The 15,316-nt window shown below is 39.4% G+C and carries 16 protein-coding genes and 1 tRNA gene; 6 read left to right on the forward strand and 11 right to left on the reverse strand.

From position 1 onward, the window contains the following. The 5 genes from DNJ75_RS12925 to DNJ75_RS12945 all read left to right on the forward strand — a co-directional run. Positions 1-192: hypothetical protein (locus DNJ75_RS12925; protein WP_157968314.1), on the forward strand; the 192-nt coding region annotated here is incomplete at its 5' end. A gap of 236 nt (positions 193-428) precedes the next feature. Further along, positions 429-785 (forward strand): preprotein translocase subunit YajC, encoded by a 357-nt coding sequence (gene yajC, locus DNJ75_RS12930; RefSeq protein ID WP_117003873.1) that lies wholly within the window; start codon positions 429-431, stop codon positions 783-785. Positions 786-833: 48 nt separating this feature from the next. After that, positions 834-2,780, forward strand: a complete 1,947-nt coding sequence (gene secD / locus DNJ75_RS12935) for a protein translocase subunit SecD (RefSeq protein WP_117003874.1) — start codon at positions 834-836, stop codon at positions 2,778-2,780. Positions 2,781-2,789: 9 nt separating this feature from the next. Then, entirely contained in the window at positions 2,790-3,743 is a 954-nt protein-coding gene (secF, locus tag DNJ75_RS12940; protein ID WP_117003875.1) for a protein translocase subunit SecF, read from the forward strand. 209 nt (positions 3,744-3,952) lie between these two features. Further along, on the forward strand, positions 3,953-4,603 hold the full coding sequence (locus DNJ75_RS12945; protein WP_157968339.1) for a YdcF family protein: 651 nt from the start codon (positions 3,953-3,955) through the stop codon (positions 4,601-4,603). A 58-nt stretch (positions 4,604-4,661) separates the two neighbouring features. Here DNJ75_RS12945 and rnr read toward each other — a convergent pair whose 3' ends face one another. From rnr to DNJ75_RS12975, 6 genes are all read right to left on the reverse strand, one after another. After that, positions 4,662-7,085: a ribonuclease R gene (gene rnr / locus DNJ75_RS12950; RefSeq protein ID WP_117003877.1), complete on the reverse strand. Its 2,424-nt coding sequence runs from the start codon at positions 7,083-7,085 to the stop codon at positions 4,662-4,664. Next, the gene (gene truB / locus DNJ75_RS12955) at positions 7,078-7,995 is read right to left on the reverse strand and encodes a tRNA pseudouridine(55) synthase TruB (protein ID WP_117003878.1); all 918 of its coding nucleotides are present in this window, start codon (positions 7,993-7,995) and stop codon (positions 7,078-7,080) included. Before truB ends, rnr begins: the two co-directional genes overlap by 8 nt. 2 nt (positions 7,996-7,997) lie before the next feature. After that, positions 7,998-8,681, reverse strand: coding sequence for a ribonuclease III (gene rnc, locus DNJ75_RS12960; RefSeq protein ID WP_117003879.1), 684 nt, complete (start codon positions 8,679-8,681; stop codon positions 7,998-8,000). 3 nt (positions 8,682-8,684) lie between these two features. Then, entirely contained in the window at positions 8,685-9,518 is an 834-nt protein-coding gene (gene lepB, locus DNJ75_RS12965) for a signal peptidase I (RefSeq protein ID WP_117003880.1), read from the reverse strand. A 186-nt stretch (positions 9,519-9,704) separates the two neighbouring features. Beyond that, positions 9,705-10,115: a type II toxin-antitoxin system tRNA(fMet)-specific endonuclease VapC gene (gene vapC, locus DNJ75_RS12970; RefSeq protein ID WP_117003881.1), complete on the reverse strand. Its 411-nt coding sequence runs from the start codon at positions 10,113-10,115 to the stop codon at positions 9,705-9,707. Further along, positions 10,112-10,339, reverse strand: a complete 228-nt coding sequence (locus DNJ75_RS12975) for an antitoxin (RefSeq protein ID WP_117003882.1) — start codon at positions 10,337-10,339, stop codon at positions 10,112-10,114. Before DNJ75_RS12975 ends, vapC begins: the two co-directional genes overlap by 4 nt. Before the next feature lie 173 nt (positions 10,340-10,512). Between DNJ75_RS12975 and DNJ75_RS12980 the strand changes: the two genes are divergently transcribed. Beyond that, positions 10,513-10,588, forward strand: a tRNA-Glu gene (locus tag DNJ75_RS12980). Positions 10,589-10,633: 45 nt separating this feature from the next. On the opposite strand, the gene iglJ is transcribed toward DNJ75_RS12980, so the two are convergent. From iglJ to DNJ75_RS13005, 5 genes are all read right to left on the reverse strand, one after another. After that, on the reverse strand, positions 10,634-11,422 hold the full coding sequence (gene iglJ / locus DNJ75_RS12985; protein WP_117003883.1) for a type VI secretion system baseplate protein IglJ: 789 nt from the start codon (positions 11,420-11,422) through the stop codon (positions 10,634-10,636). A 9-nt stretch (positions 11,423-11,431) separates the two neighbouring features. After that, the gene (tssK, locus tag DNJ75_RS12990) at positions 11,432-12,607 is read right to left on the reverse strand and encodes a type VI secretion system baseplate subunit TssK (RefSeq protein ID WP_117003884.1); all 1,176 of its coding nucleotides are present in this window, start codon (positions 12,605-12,607) and stop codon (positions 11,432-11,434) included. A 33-nt stretch (positions 12,608-12,640) separates the two neighbouring features. Then, positions 12,641-13,309, reverse strand: a complete 669-nt coding sequence (gene iglC, locus DNJ75_RS12995; RefSeq protein WP_117003885.1) for a type VI secretion system tube protein IglC — start codon at positions 13,307-13,309, stop codon at positions 12,641-12,643. Between the two features lie 66 nt (positions 13,310-13,375). Then, positions 13,376-14,926 (reverse strand): type VI secretion system contractile sheath large subunit, encoded by a 1,551-nt coding sequence (tssC, locus tag DNJ75_RS13000; RefSeq protein ID WP_117003886.1) that lies wholly within the window; start codon positions 14,924-14,926, stop codon positions 13,376-13,378. A 12-nt stretch (positions 14,927-14,938) separates the two neighbouring features. Next, a complete protein-coding gene (locus DNJ75_RS13005; RefSeq protein WP_117003887.1) occupies positions 14,939-15,160 on the reverse strand; it encodes a hypothetical protein in 222 nt (73 codons plus the stop codon). Between the last annotated feature and the right edge of the window lie 156 nt (positions 15,161-15,316).

Here is a 15,316-nt window from a genome sequence, read left to right on the forward strand (position 1 = left end):
GTCATGCATCTTCCAAGTGATGCAGTCAATGAGCTAACACATAATGGCACTAAGCCGCAATACACCTTTTCTGCGGCACGAAAGTTGTTGATAAAGCGTCAGAATAAACTCAGGGTTTGTCAAAATGGTGAATCTGAGCTAAAAAATCATAGAAATTCATGGATTCAAATGATTATTGGGCTTGCCGCTTAACAAAACTTGGGAAAGTTCAGTTACCCGACACAAATTACCCGACACAAATTACCCAACATGAATTACCCACCATACAAATTGCTCCCACATGAATATCTTTCATATGGGGATTTGCAGCAGACAACAGTTGTCAAAATACCCCCTGTCATGTACATTATCCCAGATTTTTAAATAGTATATCGCTCGATAATTATTTTACGTGCGGTGTGATAATATACCTCAACAGGAGAGAAATAATGAATAAGTTATTAGTAGCACTATCATCGCTATTGTTGTTAAGCTCAAATGCCTTTGCTGAAGGTGCAGCAGCTGGGGGCTCAGCAATGAGCTCAATTCTAATGTTGGTGGCGTTTTTTGCCATTTTTTATTTCTTACTTATTCGTCCACAAATGAAGCGCAATAAAGAACAACGCAAGATGATCTCAGAACTGGCTAAAGGTGATGAGGTCATGACAAATGGTGGCATTATCGGCAAGATCGCTAAGATTGGTGAGAACTATACTGAGATTGAAATTGCTGAAAACGTTATTATTAAGGTACAAAAAAGTGCGGTTTCTGGTGTTTTACCAAAAGGTGCTGTTAAAACCAATTAATTTTGACTACATTGCTATACAGTCAACTCAAACTAAGGTATTAGGATTATGCTTCATCCCAGACAAAAAGCTGCGGTTAATAAGTATCCTTTGTGGAAATATATTACTATTCTAGTAATTGCGATTTTGTCGATTATCTATGCGTTACCCAATTTATTTGGTGAAACGCCGTCATTACAAATCTCTCCCAAAGATGGTACGGTGAACGCGGCACTTGTGACGCAAATTAAAGACACATTAAATGAGCAAAAGATCGCGTATAAATCCTTGCATCAAGAATCAAACACAGTGGTTCAAGTGAGATTTGCCGATGCGCAGGATCAAATTTCAGCACGTACGGCTTTGCAGAAAACGATTGGTAGCGATTATATTGTCGCACTTAATATGGCAGCAAATACACCTAATTGGTTGTTGGCGTTAGGTGCTGAGCCGATGAATTTGGGACTTGATTTGCGCGGTGGTATGTACTTAGTGCTTGAGGCTGATACGCAATCAGCAATTAATGCACGCCTGGATAATACCTTAGAAAGTTTAGCACAAGGTGTTAAAAAATTGGGTGTGACACCTGAGTCACAGCTAAAAGCATCACAAAAACCTGAAATCATGAAAACATTGCCAGTGCCTGCGACTTATAGCAGTATTGGTTATGTTGCGTTAACTTTTGCTAATAAGGCGGATCTGGATAAAGCAATTGCTTTTATCAAAACAGATTATAGTAAGACGCAAAATAATCAGTTAGTTTATAGTGCATTGAAAGATAAAACGTTATTAGTTACTTTCAATGCGCAAATGCTTGCACAAATCAAGCAAGAAGCTATCTCGCAAGTAGTAACAGTAATGCGTAATCGTATTAACGCATTAGGTGTTGCCGAAGCTTCTGTTGCGGCCTCTGGTGATTCACGTGTGATTATTGAGTTGCCTGGTTTGCAAGATGCAGCACGCGCTAAGCAAATCTTAGGCGGCACATCAACGGCAAGCTTTTATATTGTGACACCTGTCACCGATCGTTTGAAAGTTGAAGAGCAAGGCATTAAAGTTTACCCGCTAACTTCAAATGGTCAGACATATTACTATCAATTAAATGGTAATTCGGTTGTCAGTGGTAGTGCGATTGTTAATGCCTCTCCTGGCGTGGATCATCAAAGTGGTCAACCGATCGTTGCCGTACAGTTAAGCTCAGATGCAGCTGGTCATTTTAGAGAGGTTACTGGCAAACATGTAGGTGATTTGATGGGCGTGATGCTTGTTAACACAACCTATAAAAAAGAAATGGTTGACGGTAAAGAAGTCAATAAGATTGAAAAGACTGAAAAGCTTGTTAATGCGGCAACGATTCAAACCGTATTAGGGGCTAATTTCCAAATTACGGGTCTTGATCAACGTGAAGCCAATAACTTAGCGTTAATGATTCGTTCAGGTGCATTACAAGTACCCGTGCATATTGCGCAAGAACAACAAATTGGACCAACGCTTGGTAAGCAAAATATTGAGCAAGGGATGTTATCTATTGTTGTCGCATTGATTCTTGTCGTGCTATTTATGGCGATTTATTATCACCTGTTTGGTATGATTGCCAACGTCGCACTCATCCTAAATTTAGTATTAATTGTTGCAATCATGTCAATTATTCCAGGTGCTACGCTGACATTGCCAGGTATTGCCGGTATTGTGTTGAACTTGGGGATGTCAATTGATGGCAATGTCTTGGTGTTTGAGCGGATACGTGAAGAGCTGAGAAATGGTATGCCGGTGCAAAGTGCAATCTCGGCAGGCTATGAGCGCGCCTTTGGTACGATTGTCGATTCAAACGTCACAACCTTGATTGTGGCAATTATCCTCTTTGCGATTGGTACAGGTGCTGTTAAAGGCTTTGCGGTGACATTGATTATCGGTATTCTGACATCAATGTTTACAGCGGTAACTGTCTCACGGGCGATGACGAATCTTATATATGGCTCACGTCGCAATCTTAAAAAATTATCAATCGGAATATAGGGGTGTCGCATGGAGTTTTTTAAACGTAAAACCAATATCGACTTTATGGGAATCCGTAAATGGACCGCGATTGTTTCGATTGTATTAATTGGTTTATCTGTTATATTTTTAGCTGTTCGCGGCTTAAATATGGGCTTGGATTTCACTGGTGGTTATCAGATCCAAGTCAATTATAATGAAGCGCCATCAACCCAAGAGGTGGCAAAAGTATTGGCGCGTGATGGCTTTCCTACCGCGCAAGTGACGACTTTTGGCTCAAGCGATAGCTTGATGATTAAGCTGCCGATTCAAAAAAATGAAAACAATCAGGCAGTGATTAATCAAGATGGTCAATCTGCTCAGCAATTACTTAAAGTGAAAATTGAGAAAAGCTTAGGCTCTGACGCACAAGTCACTAGCTTAAACTATATTGGACCACAAGTCGGTAAAGAGCTTGCAACCAATGGTTTATTGGCATTATTAGTAGCGATGATCTGTATCGTTGGCTATATTGCTTTTCGTTTTGAGATGAAGTTTGCGATAAGTGCGGGTATTGCGCTTATTCATGACCCGATTATTATTCTCGGTGTTTTTGCGGCATTCCAGTTAGAGTTTACCTTAACAACATTGGCTGCAGTACTAGCTGTAATTGGTTACTCATTGAATGATACGGTAGTGATTTATGACCGTGTGCGTGAAAACTTCCGTAAGATGCGTAAGGCATCAGTGATTGAGGTGGTTAACCGCTCAGTTAATGATACTTTATCGCGTACGATTATGACCTCAGGGTTAACACTTCTGGTGGTTGTTGTCCTTTATTTCTTCGGTGGTCCGTCATTACATGAGTTCTCATTAGCCCTTATTTTAGGCGTTATTGTTGGTACGTATTCATCGATTTATGTTGCTGGCGTATTAGCGGTATTGTTTGGCTTAAAGCGTGAATCGCTATTGCCGCCACAACGCTTGGATGATGATCGTCCTTAGTTTATTATTTTTTTCTACGTAAAACTGCTTGAGTGCTCTAGCAAAAAAATGGAAACTCCTCGCGTGTGTTTACGGTTTGGAGAATAAACTTGTTTTGGCTTATAGATAACTTATACTCACTTATTGTTATAATGCTTAACCCGCTTATTTTAGTTCTAGTAATGCTTTTGCTTATTATATTTATTAAGCGAAAAGTATTGAGGGTATTTATGGCACTGATTGCCTTTATGATCTTGTATTTAAGCTCAACTGGTATTGTTTCAGATTATTTTTTATCGGGACTTGAGAAATATAAACCAGTCACAGAGTCTACAATAATATCAAACGATGCGTTAATTTTACTTGGTGCTGGATTAGAAAAACAAGGATCGGTCGTGCAACCAACACTTTTGGCATATAGTAGAATATTGGAAGCTTGTCGTATATACCAGACCGCTCATAAAAACGGAGTGCAGTATAAAATCATTATTACAGGTGGTGATGTCAGAAAATATGGAGTATCAGAGGCTCAAGTCTATGGCAGAGTTTTAGAGGATATGGGTGTTAATAAAGATGACTTAATTTTGGAATCTAAAAGCCTTAATACTTATCAAAATGCGGAATATACAAAAAGCATTACCAAAAACTTACCTTATAGCAATTATTTATTGGTTACAAGTTCGCTACATATGAGTCGCTCATTGCTTTATTTTGATCAGTTTGCTATTAAAGCAATACCAGCAGTTTCAGACTCGCCTAAGCCAATTTCAAGTTGGACGCCATCGCCTTATAATTTAATGTTGCTTAGTTTTGCTTTGCACGAGTATTTAGGCATATTTCGATTACATGTATATGATTATTTAGACTTGAATAAGAAATAGGATACCTAAATTCAAAAATTTTTGTAAAATCAGGGCAGTAAAGGGCATTTTACTGCGACTATTCAGATTGACTCGACTTAGCATTTGATTTTTTACGCGCACGCTTAGCGCTACTGGATTTTTTCTTTTTGCTTTTTGGCGGTTTGCTATCAACCAATTTTGTGGGCTCAACGGTGCTATTACGCGTAGGCTTTTTGCGTGTGCGCTTTTGTGCTACGGGCTTTAAACTTGATGTTTTAATACGTGCGCGACGGCGTTTTGGTGTGCTACCTGCTGCAAGCTCTTGATGACTGCGACCTTTGCCATTAACGGTTAATTCAAAATCAATCTGCATCTCATCTAAATTAACACGTACAAGTTGTACTTGAACTTTTTGTCCAATGCCAAAGGTCTTTTTTGTGTGTTGACCTGTTAAACGATGCTGCACTTCATCAAACACATAATAATCACCATGCATTGACGAGATATGTACCAATCCTTCAATATAGTTTTCAATGAGCTCAACATACATGCCAAAGCCAGTAACATGGACAATTTTAGCATCAAATAGCTCACCAATACGATTGTGTAAGAAATGGCATTTTAACCATTTCTCAACATCACTAGAAGCTGAGTCGGCATTACGCTCTTGACTTGAAGCATGGGCGCAAAGCTCATCTAATTGACTGTGGGTGTAGTGATAAGCACCAAGTGTTTTCTCACCAAGAATCGATTTGATTGCGCGATGCGTTAATAGATCAGGATAGCGACGAATCGGTGAAGTAAAGTGACTATAGGCCGGATAGGCTAAGCCAAAGTGCCCATCATTATCTGGGGTGTAAAATGCCTGATTCATGCTTTTTAGTGTCATTAGCTGAATATTGGCAAAGTCATCGCGATCTTTGACAGAGCTTAGCATCTGGCTGTAATCAGCAGGTGTTGCACCTGACTTACTCGGTTTAAAGGCAATGCCAAGGGAGTGCAAATAAGCTTTCAAATCATCGACTTTGCCACTAGGTGGTGCGCCATGAACACGAAAAGGGGCATGTGCTTTGTTTTTCTCAATAAAGCGCGCTGTAGCGACATTTGCCAACAGCATACATTCTTCAATGAGCTTATGTGCATCATTACGCTGACGTGGAATAATCGCTGAGATATGCTGGTGTTCATTTAAAATAATCTGTGATTCAACCGTATCAAAATCAATTGCTCCACGTTGTTTACGTGCCTCGGCTAAGACTTTATAAAGATCATATAAATCAAATAAATGCGGAATAAGCTCAGGCTGTTCGTAATAGATATTATTGTCTTTATTGTTTAAAAGCTTGGACACTTCGGTATAGGTTAAACGTGCTTTAGAATTAATAACGCCTGAGTAAAACTTATAGCGTGACAGCTTGGCATTAGCGCTAATATTCATCTCGCAGATTAATGCTAAGCGATCTACTTTTGGCTTTAATGAACATAATTCATTGGAGAGCTGCTCAGGCAGCATCGGGATTACATAACCTGGGAAATACACAGACGTTGATCGAGCTTGCGCTTCCTTATCAAGACTTGAGTCTGGGCGAACATAATACGAAACATCAGCAATCGCAACATAAAGTTTCCAACCACCCGTTGAGCTTTTACGTGCGTAAACAGCATCATCAAAATCTTTGGCATCCTCACCATCAATCGTGACAAATGGTAAATCACGTAGATCTATGCGTGGAGATATTTCAGTATCGAGCACTTGAGACGGAAGTTTGCGCACTAGACGCGCGGTTTTATTACTCCAGTCCTCAATTAGATTATGCTTTTTGCTGGCAACTGAAATTGCGGTAAGTATTGGTGATTGCTCTTCAATGATTTCAACAAATTGTGCGACTGCTGAGCAAACCGTTGAGGGGAAGATAACGAGTTTTGCTTTGATCAGCGTGTCAGGCTCAAGCTCTTCTGACGGGGGTAAAAGTGCAATATATTTCGGCATGGTTTTGCTAATTGGTTGGATAAAATGGCTATCCAACTGTTGGCTATAGCGCCCAGTAATCTCAATGGTGTTGCGCTCAATAATGCTATCAATGCGTGCTTCTAATTTGTCTTTGCGATTAAGTCCCAAGATCATCGCGCAGACTTTGTCACCATTAAAGACTAAACGTGTCTGATGTTGCGGCAAAAATGCGCTGTGCATTCTATCTTCGGTGGTAATAATCGCATTGCCATCATTTTCAATGCGCACATAGCCGGTAATGATGCGACGTTTTTGTTTTAACGGTCTAAAATATTGACCATCCTGTTCAATCTGTTCATCGCGTACCATCGCACCCAAGCGATTCGCAAGGGCATCGAGTTGTCTGCTGCGTTTTAGCCCCAAATTATCAGCAATTTTCTCAAAAACAGTCGGCTGTTTGAGGTCTTTTAAGTAGGTTAAAATGACCTCTCTACTTGGAATAGGGTCATCATATTTTTGTGCTTCTAAATCCTTATTAGGATCGTTATCAATCGTGTATTTCTTACTCATTCTCGATGATGCCTTGTAAAAAAAGTTGTTTTTTCACAAGCTCGCCATCATTAAAGTGACCAAGTGCGACAAATCGATCTTGATCATAAATACGGGCGCTGCCGGTGAAATTGTTAGTTAGTTGCATCTTTCCTTTCAGATAAAATAAGTCCACTTTGTCATTAGGTATAGTAAAAATAGGTGTATCTGTAAATGCATATTCTGGATTAAGTAGCTTTTCATGGCATGAATCCAGTGTGAGTGTCTGCAGTGTCTCAAGCGATGATGCATCATTCATCGTCAATAGTCCGCATGCGGTTCGTGTTAATTTAATTAAATGTCCAGCGCAGTTTAGCGCTTTGGCAATATCCATGCCCAGCGTGCGAATATAGGTACCCTTGGAGCAGCGTACATCGATATCGATGGTGTGCTTTTCAGGATTATAGTCAATCAATTCAAGTGAGTAAATATTGATATTACGCGCTTTGCGCTCAATCTCGATACCTTGACGTGCCAATTCATACAAAGGTTTTCCTTGATGCTTGAGCGCTGAATACATCGGTGGGATCTGACTTATCTCACCACGGAATTTATCCAATGCGTTATGGATGTTTTGAAGAGTAATTGCAGGGACTTGGTGCTGTTCAATAACATTACCTTCAGCGTCACCGCTATCTGTACTGATTCCTAACTGAATCGTTGCTTGATAAGCCTTGTCAGCATCTAATAGATATTGTGATATACGTGTTGCTTGACCAAAGCAAATGGGTAACACGCCCGTTGCAATTGGATCAAGGCTGCCTGTATGTCCGGCTTTTTGTGCATTAAAAAGGCGCTTAACACGTTGTAGTGCGTGATTGGAGGATAAGCCTTGTGGTTTATCAATCACGATAATGCCATTTAAGGCAATTCCTTTGCGTTTACGTGCCATAGTTATTTATCTTGTACTTTAATTGCTTTTAATGCTTCTTTGGCAGCGTTATGTTCTGCTTGTTTACGCGATTTGCCTTTGCCGCGGTAACTTTGTTCAAGCGACCCTAGCGAAACTTCGACTGTAAAGGTTTGATCGTGATCCAACCCCTCAGTGGCAATGATTGAGTAAATTGGATGTGTTTGAATCTCGGCTTGTAAATACTCTTGTAAGCGTGATTTGGGGTCTTTGGTATGCTCTTCAACATTAAGTGTTGCTAAGACGTCTTTAAACCAATGCAAAATACGCTCTTTAACAACAAGCATGTCACTATCAAGATAAATTGCGCCAATCATCGCCTCAAAAGCATCTTCTAATAAGCGGGCACGCTTATGTCCGCCGGATTTAAGCTCGCCAACACCAAAGGACATATATTCACCTAAGTCAAAATGCTTTGCCATATCGGTCAGTGTTTTACCACGCACAAGATACATGCGCAGCAGGGATAAACTGCCTTCATCTTCATGTGGGAACTTCTGATAAAGCGCTTCGGCAATTACAAACCCAAGAATGGAATCGCCCAAGAACTCTAAACGTTCGTTATGTTGCTTTTGTTTACTGCGATGAGTGAGCGCTTGAGTGATAAGCGCTTCATTGTTGAAGTGGTAGCCAATGCTACGATATAAAGGAGTGTAATCAATGGTCATTATTTATAATACTCGTCCTATTTCGCTCCAACGTACGGAGCTGTTTAAACTATTCCAACTAAACCAAACAAAGCTTGCTTTGCCAACAAGTTCTTGATCGGTTACAAAACCCCAGTAGCGGCTATCTTCGCTGTTGTCACGATTATCCCCCATTACGAAATACATGCCTTGAGGGACAACAAGGTTGGTGAAGTTGGCTGATGGGGCGTTTGCCATATCATCAATTTGATGCGCAACTTTACCCAAATGCTCGGTGCAAATTGTGTTTGGACCATTGCCGTTATAGCTATTGATTTGGTTATCTAGGCAGTTGGTATACTCAATGGCTTTGCCATTGACCGTAAGCTTTTTATCTTTGTAAGAGATGACATCACCAGGCACGCCAATAACGCGCTTAATAAAGTCAACCCCTGGATTAACAGGGAAATGAAATACAGCAATATCACCGCGCTCAGGTTTGCCTGTTTCAATCCAGACATTGTTGGTAATTGGGTTTCTGATGCCATAAGCGGTTTTGTTCACCAAGATGAAGTTACCAACGGGTAACGTTGGTGTCATTGAAGCTGATGGGATCAAAAAGTTGCCGATTAAAAAACCGCGTAAGATAAAAACGATCAAGAATACACTAAAAAGTGAGCGTGCATAATCAGCCAATAGAGGCGCTTTTAGCGCTTTATTTTTTTGAATAAACTTACGACGCTCTTTTTTCTTCATGCCTTGGAGTTCATCCATAACAGGCGCTAAACGTTTTGGTTCAAACTTAAATTTGTCAATGGCTGCAATAATACCTGAGGCAATTGTCAGCACCAGTAGCCAAAAGCTAAAATCAATATTCATAGGTTTTTATTTCCTTTGTGCAATACACCGGCATTATTATACGGATTAGCTCAAAAATCGCTATGCTTTTATTGCTAAACTCGTTTCTATCGCTGCTTGGAAGCTTTAGAATGTGCTTTTGTCGCAGGAGATGGCAGCAGACCGGATCCTGTGCCTGAGAAATTGATTCAATGCGTTATGAGATAACTATTGCTTTGCAACCCAATCAATGACAGTAAGACCGTCTACTTTTTTAAATTCTTTAGTATTATTTGTTATTAGTGGGATATTTAGAGATTTTGCATGGGCAGCGATGAGTAAATCATTGGCACCAATCAGATTACCTGTTGCTTCAAGTGATGATCTAATAAGTCCATATTCATTAGCCGCATCTTGATCAAATTCAACGATAGAAAGCGGGGCAATAAAACCTGCTAGTGCTGATATATTCTGATCGACTCTTTTGCTTTTATAGGCGCCGTATACCAACTCTGAATAAACGATAGATGAGATAGCGATTTCATTAAATTTATATTGCTTAAACCTGTCAAGTACCATAGGTGGCTTTTCATTAATGATAAAAATACAAATGTTAGTATCTAACATAAGTTTAATCATCTTATATCCTCTCTGTTTTGTAATGGCAAATCGATGCGTTTTTCAACCATAAAATGATCAAACTCATCTAAACACTTAAAAGCTTGCTCCCATGATTGCGGAATTTCTCGAACAATAAGCGAGTTACCAATTTTATTAATATCTACTTTATTGGATTCCAACTTTAGAGATTTGGGTATTCTAATGGCTTGGCTGTTACCGTTTTTAAAAACTGTCGAGATCATTTGTGTTACTCCGTTCGTGGTGATATATATTTTGTAGTATATACTACTATGGGTGAATGTGTTTGAAAATTAATAAAAATATTTTTCTATAGTGCTTGACAGTAAACATAAAGCTCACTAGAATGCGCTGAAGTTTTCGGCAGTACGTTGAAAATCAGTGAAATTTTCCTAGTGTCCCCATCGTCTAGAGGCCTAGGACACCGCCCTTTCACGGCGGTAACAGGGGTTCGAATCCCCTTGGGGACGCCATAATTTAAAAGGTCGCGTAAGCGGCCTTTTTTATTTGTGTGGGTTTTAGAGTTGTGTGCGGAAAAGAGAGTTAAGCGTATCTTGACCACAAGCAATCGGTAAAAAGGATTTATGATCGATTTCATTGAGTTTAATGGTTAAATCAATTGTGACGAGATGTTGCATTTTTTGGAAATACGGATTGTTGCTAATTATTTTTTGAATGCTTTCGATAATATGCTGATTAAATCGTGGGACGCTAATGACCATCTTAAGGAATGCTTTGGTTGTGCTTTTAAGTCCTTGTAAATAGCAGGCATTTAAGTAACTGGTTTGATTAATATAGTAGGGTTTTAATGGTTGCAGACATTGATTGGATTGCACACTGAAGCTTACACAATATTCTGATAATTCATATTGTAAACTGGTGACAAGTGTAGCGATTGACAAGCTATTGGTATCATGCTCGTAATAAAGCGCCTGACCATTTTGGTAGCTACTGTCATAAATCTGATTAAACTCAGGATATAGCCCATAAAAATAATGATGAAGGAGCAAAGACGTCCCTTGATTAAGAGTGTTGATAATTTGCATTTGATCATTTTTATCCGCGAGACTGTAGTAATGTTGAAGACCCGCAAAAATAGTGAGTTTAGAGAGGTTAATCATCACAAAAATATCATGATCACTAGCATAAACATCTTCAATCAGGTGATTGCTCGGTGTGATCGAGAAATTTGCTACAAAACAGACATGTTGCGCGCTAATATTATAGTAGTGGATTAATTCAAGTAGCTCGGCAATATTAACAGAGCGTTTGAGCCTGTGATAGCGATCAATAAATGCCTTAATCATAATCGATTATTAACGGTAGTAGATAAAAAATTGATAGGTCTCATTTTTAGTATTGGCTTGAAAAATGAGATTTTTTTCGCTTAGGATATAATCCCACTCTTGTCCTGGTGATAGGCGATAGGTTTTATATAGCAGTGGGTTATTTAACTGATGTATTCCGCTATCTGGCATGTATTCTAGTTGCACACCTGATAGTGACATTTGATTGATATGTTTATTACGTGAAATTGCTGATAGCTTAATGAATTTTGGATTAAGATCAATGCTCTCAACGCTGGGTTTTTTAACGACCAAAAAGAATTGTTTTGCGGCAAGGAAGTCACTCGCTAAGTGTGAGGCTGTGAAATATTCCCCCTCAAGTTTTAGCTCAATAAATTGCTGCTTAATCGGTTTGTTTAAGAATGCCTCAAGTGTGTTAAATAAACTTTGAAAGCATTTATGCGGAGCGTAAAACTCAAAAGGCATGTACAGGGTGCTTTTCTGGAAGACTTGGTGCTCATCAGGTAGTAAAAAACATAGCTCTTTTAAGAGGGTATATAATTCAAAGGGGTGGTAATGGGTCGCGCGTTGCGTAATTGATTGTAGTTTATCCTCAAGTTTAAACAGCATTAAGCTTAATAATGGATATAAATGCGACTTGTGCTGATAATGTTGGATAAGGTGTTTAAGTGAAATAAGAATTTTCTCTAGCCGATGTAAAGTCGGCAGGAAAGTTGTGCTGTTGCAACTTAAAAGTGGCGGCGTGAACTCTGAGAGTTGCCAACCGTCACTGCTAAGGTGCAGCTCGCAAATTTTGATACTATGCACGGCACTTGGGTCACTTGCAAATGACAAGTGAAAACAAGGGCGCAAAGTTGGGATATCAGCGATATGCGTTTGATGTGTAACATTCACAAAAATAGATGCTTTAGCATCATCATGATCCGTTAGTGAAAGGTGCAAGGCGTTATGTTGTGACGAAAGTTCAAAAAATAAGCGGGTTTGCGTGTAGAGTGCGAGCTCATCAATTTTAAGCTCACCCACACTAAGAAGCTTGGTATCAAGTTTTAAGCTAAGTATGCCATATTGCATTTGATAGGGTAATTGTAGCGCTTGCGCGACATATTGATGCCCCAGCATATCTTGCGTGATGAAATATTTAGCACTTAATAATGCACCATCTTGCCAATGAACTTTTGCTGCCATATTTTACCTTTTTAATTGTTTGTAGGCGGTGTATTAACCCGCCGTAGAGGCACCTTCATCAATACTCAATAAGCCGTATTGACCTTTTTCAGTACTTTCACCGTGAACGACATCTAATGCAGCTTTGGAGAAGTTTTTCTTATCAACCATAACCCCGCTAATCGTTAGGATATAGTAGTCAGCTGCTGCAGTTGAGCCACCGAGGAAGCCGTATTGTTGGAAATCGATATTAAATGCCGAATTTTCAACAGGAACTAATACAAGCTCAGAAAGATCAGTAATTACGTCCCATTTTTCATCATTTTTGTACTCTTGAGAAGCATTGGTTTTACCAAACTTGATCGAAGTATCTTTGGCTTCAGATTTCTTAACAGAAGAAATAAGTCCTTCTAGTGTGGTTTTCATTTTTGGACTGATTGGTAAGCCAATAGTCACTTCAAGACTTGCTTTCATTTGTGGACCTGATAAATGAAACTCAATCAGGTTACAAGCAGCCGTTGGGCTTGTGACATCATTTAAGTTTTGACCGCCATCGATGGCAAATAAAAATTTGCCCATATCTTGCCCTAAGATCGTTAATGAATCAAACCAAATACGCGCTTTAGAGTGACTTCCTGCAAAGTCAGCTTCGCCAAGCTTAAAGCTCAGTGGTTTGGCATCTAAGACAACGGATCTCGCTAGTTTAGGTTCGATACTTGCCATTTTAAAACTCCTTGTTTATTAGTGGTTGGGAAATGGGTATGTAGTAAACGATGTTTAATAATGTAATTATTCACCTTCGCCTTCAGCTTCTGCTGTGGCAAAAAGACCTGGATCAAGACGTGTATCAATTTTCAAGGTTGTATCCATGCCTTCAAATTGAATATGCGGTAATACCGTGATATTACACTTATACCAGCCTGCCTTGCCTGGAATTTGGGTTACCTGAATGTCAGCGGCTCTAAATGGGTATTTCGCCATCTCAAGTGCGGTTGGTTGGAAAACTGTTGTGACATAGCGACCAAGCCACTTTGATAATTGCTCTTGAATGATCTCAGTACTGGTGACACTACCGATTTTATCGCGGATAACACATTTAATATAATGTGCAATGCGTGAAATACATAAAGTATAGGAAAGGTTGGCCACAAGTTGTGAGTTCATTGAATCAAAGTTATCGACAAATTCTTCAACACGTTTGATTGAATTAACACTAAAGAAGCAGGCATTGGGTGTGCCTTTCTCCTCAATAATAGGGATAACACCAATGTTTGCTAATGACAGCTCCATGTAATCAGGCAGTGAAATGTTCAAAGCCGAACGTTGTTCATCAAAGCCGCGAATGTTATAAACCGGTGCAATAAGCTCTTTGATGTAGCCACCGTTTTCAGGACCGCGAATGTACTGGAACCAGCCACTCTCAGCAAAAGAGCGCATGACATTCTTAGTGAATAATAATGATGAGCTACCCCAGAGATAGGTGTCATTTGATTCGTAATTATTAACCTGCTCAACAAAGTTATTCATGCGGCTATCGGCAACGGGACTGTTTACCGGATGATAGGGTTGACGTAATATAAAGTCACCCAAGCATAAGCCAACGTAAGCTGCCTGATCCGTTTTGCGAAAGGCATTCCAGTCGCGATAGCGTGGGTGCTCAAGCAAGGTTTCAAAGCTTTTGATTTGTTTGAGTTCAGCGATATCATCAACCCCAAAAAACTGCGGGTTAATCGCAGAGATAAACGGTGCGTGTGCGCTCTCAGCAACCATCCCCATCCCTGTTAACCAAGTGATATCATCCATGCTGTTTTTGAAATCATATAGCCCCATCAATAAACCATATGGCTCACCACCGTATTGGTCATATTCAGAAACATAGACTTTCTTAAATAGTTCACTGCTTGAGATATCATACAGATTGCGTTCAAAGTCGTATTGTAATTCTTCCTTAGTAACATCAAGTATTGCAACATCGATGTTATCATAATCATGCTGCATGACTTCTTTAAGTTGTAACCATTGATTCTCTATATAACGAAACTCAGGATGCAATAAGATGCTATTGACTTGCTCTTCGATGATTTGGTTGATGCGCTCAATCGCTCGCTGAACATAGATTTTATTGTAATTGACGATGTCATCGTTATTTGCCAAGACCAGTGCAAGAGCCGCAATATTTCTCGAGTAATAATCATCAGCAATATTGGCAACGGCATTGATGTCTTCTTTAATATTGGCATTGATTTTTTCAATACTGGTACTTTGCTCTTCTTGTGAGCCGCCAAACATTGAAAAAATACTCGCCAAGGCATTTTGTTCTACAGTGCTTGTTTCAGACATTTTATGTTCTCCTTAACCGTTTTGCTGTGGATTTTCTTCACCAGAGACAACTTCACCTTCAATCGCGCCATCATCAGTTTTGGCAAGATTATAGTGATCTAAATTGGGGATCTCTTTTTTCAAAGATTCAAGCGTTTGCTTATCTGAAAAAATACCGTCAATGGTTTTTTTCAATGTGCGATTGTTATCAATGTCTTTTTCAAAGGAAGATAATATTCTACCCCAAAGTGTCAATACAGTTTTTTAAAAATTCTTATTCCTACACATGTCATGCAACCTGCAATGTTTTTTGCGCCTGACTTTTAAAGTCAATAGCACCTTCTTTGTACACGTTCATTGGTTTTTTGTATCCCAAACTTTCATGAAATCTACGGTTATTATAAAAATCAA

Origin of the sequence: Cysteiniphilum litorale, assembly GCF_003428165.1 — a bacterium.
In the GTDB taxonomy this organism is placed as follows: Bacteria; Pseudomonadota; Gammaproteobacteria; order Francisellales; family Francisellaceae; genus Caedibacter; species Caedibacter litoralis.

Coding starts and splice junctions, on each gene's coding strand:
- yajC (WP_117003873.1), top strand. CDS start 429: ATGAATAAGTTATTAGTAGCACTATCATCGCTATTGTTGTTAAGCTCA.
- secD (WP_117003874.1), top strand. CDS start 834: ATGCTTCATCCCAGACAAAAAGCTGCGGTTAATAAGTATCCTTTGTGG.
- secF (WP_117003875.1), top strand. CDS start 2,790: ATGGAGTTTTTTAAACGTAAAACCAATATCGACTTTATGGGAATCCGT.
- DNJ75_RS12945 (WP_157968339.1), top strand. CDS start 3,953: ATGGCACTGATTGCCTTTATGATCTTGTATTTAAGCTCAACTGGTATT.
- rnr (WP_117003877.1), bottom strand. CDS start 7,085: ATGAGTAAGAAATACACGATTGATAACGATCCTAATAAGGATTTAGAA.
- truB (WP_117003878.1), bottom strand. CDS start 7,995: ATGGCACGTAAACGCAAAGGAATTGCCTTAAATGGCATTATCGTGATT.
- rnc (WP_117003879.1), bottom strand. CDS start 8,681: ATGACCATTGATTACACTCCTTTATATCGTAGCATTGGCTACCACTTC.
- lepB (WP_117003880.1), bottom strand. CDS start 9,518: ATGAATATTGATTTTAGCTTTTGGCTACTGGTGCTGACAATTGCCTCA.
- vapC (WP_117003881.1), bottom strand. CDS start 10,115: ATGATTAAACTTATGTTAGATACTAACATTTGTATTTTTATCATTAAT.
- DNJ75_RS12975 (WP_117003882.1), bottom strand. CDS start 10,339: ATGATCTCGACAGTTTTTAAAAACGGTAACAGCCAAGCCATTAGAATA.
- iglJ (WP_117003883.1), bottom strand. CDS start 11,422: ATGATTAAGGCATTTATTGATCGCTATCACAGGCTCAAACGCTCTGTT.
- tssK (WP_117003884.1), bottom strand. CDS start 12,607: ATGGCAGCAAAAGTTCATTGGCAAGATGGTGCATTATTAAGTGCTAAA.
- iglC (WP_117003885.1), bottom strand. CDS start 13,309: ATGGCAAGTATCGAACCTAAACTAGCGAGATCCGTTGTCTTAGATGCC.
- tssC (WP_117003886.1), bottom strand. CDS start 14,926: ATGTCTGAAACAAGCACTGTAGAACAAAATGCCTTGGCGAGTATTTTT.